This window comes from Streptomyces sp. NPDC041135, from assembly GCF_055592085.1.
Map to the genome: position 1 here is coordinate 1 of NZ_JBVIYZ010000089.1, position 3,188 is coordinate 3,188.

Sequence of the window (3,188 nt, forward strand, 5' to 3'; positions counted from 1 at the left end):
TCCGGCGAATGCTCCTGCCCATACGTCGCCAGCAACGCCTGCGCCTCGATCGGGTCACCCAGCTTCGTACCCGTCCCGTGCGCCTCCACCACATCGACGTCGGCAGCGGTGAGACCGGAGTTGGCCAGCGCCTGACGGATCACCCGCTGCTGCGACGGCCCGTTCGGCGCCGTCAGACCATTGCTCGCACCGTCCTGATTGACCGCACTGCCCCGGATCACCGCCAGCACCTCGTGGCCGTTGCGGCGGGCGTCGGACAGCCGCTCCAGCACCACCAGACCCGCACCCTCGGCCCACGCCGTGCCGTCCGCCGACTCCGAGAACGCCTTGCACCGCCCGTCGACGGCCAGACCCTGCTGCCGGGAGAACTCCACGAACATCCCCGGCGTCGCCATCACCGCCGCACCACCGGCCAGCGCCAGCGAGCACTCCCCGCCCCGCAACGCCCGCACCGCCAGATGCAACGCCACCAACGACGCCGAACACGCCGTGTCCACCGTCACCGCCGGACCCTCCAACCCCAGCGCATACGAGATCCGGCCGGAGGCGACGCTGGCCGTGCCGCCGGTGAGGAGGTAGCCCTCGAAGCCGTCGGCGGGCTCGTGCAGGCGCGGTCCGTAATCCTGCTGCATGATGCCCGCGAAGACGCCGGTGTCGCTGCCGCGCAGGGTCTCGGGGTCGATGCCGGCGCGTTCGAGGGCCTCCCAGGCGGTCTCCAGCAGCAGGCGCTGCTGCGGGTCCATCGCCGCCGCCTCACGCGGACTGATCCCGAAGAACTCGGCATCGAACTCACCCGCGTCATAGAGGAAACCGCCGTGCCGGGCATACGTCTTACCGCTCACACCCCGCTCGGGATCGTAGAGACCCTCCACGTCCCAGCCCCGGTCGGCAGGCATACCACCGATCGCGTCCACCCCGTCCGCCACCAGCCGCCACAGCTCCTCCGGCGACGCCACCCCACCCGGATACCGGCACGCCATACCGACCACCGCCAACGGCTCGTCGGTGATGTCGGTGGCGGTGTAGGTCGTACGGGGCGTGTCCGTGGTGCCGAGCAGTTCGCGGACCAGGTGGGTGGCCAGCGCGTTGGGGGTCGGGTAGTCGAAGAGGAGGGAGGAGGGCAGCGGCAGTTCGGTGTCGCCGACGAGACGTCCGCGCAGTTCCACCGAGGTCAGGGAGTTGTAGCCGAGGTCCTTGAAGGTCAGCGCCGGGTCGATCTCGTCCGTGCCGTCGTACTCGAGGATCTCCACGGTGTGCCGTGCGACGAGGTCCGTCAGCCTGGCGTGCCGCTGCCGGTCGGTGAGACCGGCGAGCCGTGCCGCCCACTCGGCGCGCCGCCCCGGCTCGTCGTCCTCGGCGCTGCCGGGGGTGACGGTGGAGGTGACGCTGGAGGTGGAGGTGGCCACCGGGGCGACAGCCGGGTGCGGCTGGTCGTCCGGTACGTCGATCCAGTGCCGCTTGCGCTGGAAGGCGTAGGTCGGCAGCGGGACGCGGCGGCCGGTGGAGAGCAGGGTGGAGAAGTCCACGTCCGCTCCGGCGGTGTACGCGGCGGCCAGCGCGGACAGCAGCCCGCGCTCCTCACCCCTGCCCTTCTGCAGGACGGAGGCCGCGGTGAACTCCCCCGCCTCCAGGATGCCCTGGACCATCGAGGTGAGGACCGGGTCGGGTCCCAGCTCGAGGTAGGTGCCGATCGCCTGGGCGGCGAGGGTCTGGATGCCGTCGTGGAAGCGGACGGTGCCACGGATGTGCCGGGCCCAGTAGCCGGGGTCCGTCAGCTCCTCGACCGTGGCCAGCCTTCCGGTGACGTTGGAGACGATCGGAATGAGTGGGGCGTGGAAGGTCAGTGTCGAGGCGAGCTGGGTGAACTCCTCCAGCACCTCGTCCATGTGCGGGGAGTGGAAGGCGTGGCTGACGGTGAGCCGCTTGACCTTCACACCCTCCGCGCGGAAGCGTTCCGCGATTTCCTCGACCGCGTCCGCGTCACCGGAGACGACGACCGCCGCGGGACCGTTCACCGCGGCCAGATCCACCCGGCCCGCATACTCACCGATGACCGGGGCGACTGCGGCTTCCGGTGCGGCCACCGCGAGCATTGCCCCGCCATCACGTGCGGCCTGCATCAGCCGGCCCCGCGCGGCGACGAGCCTGCCCGCGTCCTCCAGCGACAGCACCCCCGCGACGTGCGCGGCGCTCAGCTCACCGATCGAGTGCCCGATCAGCACGTCCGGGCGCAGCCCGAACGCCTCCACCAGCCGGAACAGCGCCGTCTCCACCGCGAACAGCGCCACCTGCGTGTACTGCGTCTGGTCGAGCAGGTTCGAGTCGCCGAAGACGACCTCACTCAACGGCCGCTCCAGGAACGGGTCGACCACCGCGCACACCGCGTCGAAGGCCTCCGCGAACACGGGTGCCAGGTCGTACAGCTCCCGGCCCATCCCCACTCGCTGGGCGCCCTGCCCGGTGAACAGGAACGCGGTGCGGCTGCTGGCCGTCCTGCCCCGTACGACTCCAGGGCGGGCCTCGTCGTCGGCGACGGCGGCCAGGCCGGCCAGCAGCTCCGCGCGGTCGGTGCCCAGGACGACGGCACGGTGGTCGAAGGCGGTCCGGGTGGCGGCCAGCGAGTAGCCGACGTCCACGGGGCCGAGAGTGTCGTCGGCGGCCGTGTGGTCCCGCAGCCGTGCGGCCTGCTCGCGCAGTGCCGTCCGGGTCCGTCCGGACACCAGCCAGGGGATCAGCCGGCTCTCGTCGGCGGTGTGCCCGTCGTCGTCGGTGCGGGGTTCCGGTGCCTGTTCGAGGATGAGGTGGGCGTTGGTGCCACCCATCCCGAACGAGGACACACCCGCCCGCCGCACCCCCTCGACCGGCCACTCCCCCAGCCCGGTCTGCACCCGCAGCCCCCACCCCGCCAGATCGATCTCCGGATGCGGGGACTCGAAATTCAAACTCGCCGGAATCCTCCCCTCCCGCACCGCCAGCGCCGCCTTGATCAAACCGACGACACCCGCCGCACCCTCCAGATGCCCCACATTCGACTTCACCGACCCCACCACCAACGGCACCGCCCGCCCCACCCCATACACCCGACCCAGAGCGCGCGCCTCCACCGGATCACCCACCGGAGTCCCCGTACCGTGCAACTCCACAAAACCCACATCCGCAGCCGACACCCGCGCATCCGCCAACGCCGC

Annotated in this window: 1 protein-coding gene; it reads right to left on the bottom strand. The window is 71.5% G+C overall.

All coding sequences use genetic code 11. The features are described from left to right. Positions 1-3,188 (bottom strand): type I polyketide synthase (locus ACZ6CZ_RS37885; protein ID WP_469030646.1); only part of this gene is annotated, 3,188 nt, incomplete at both ends.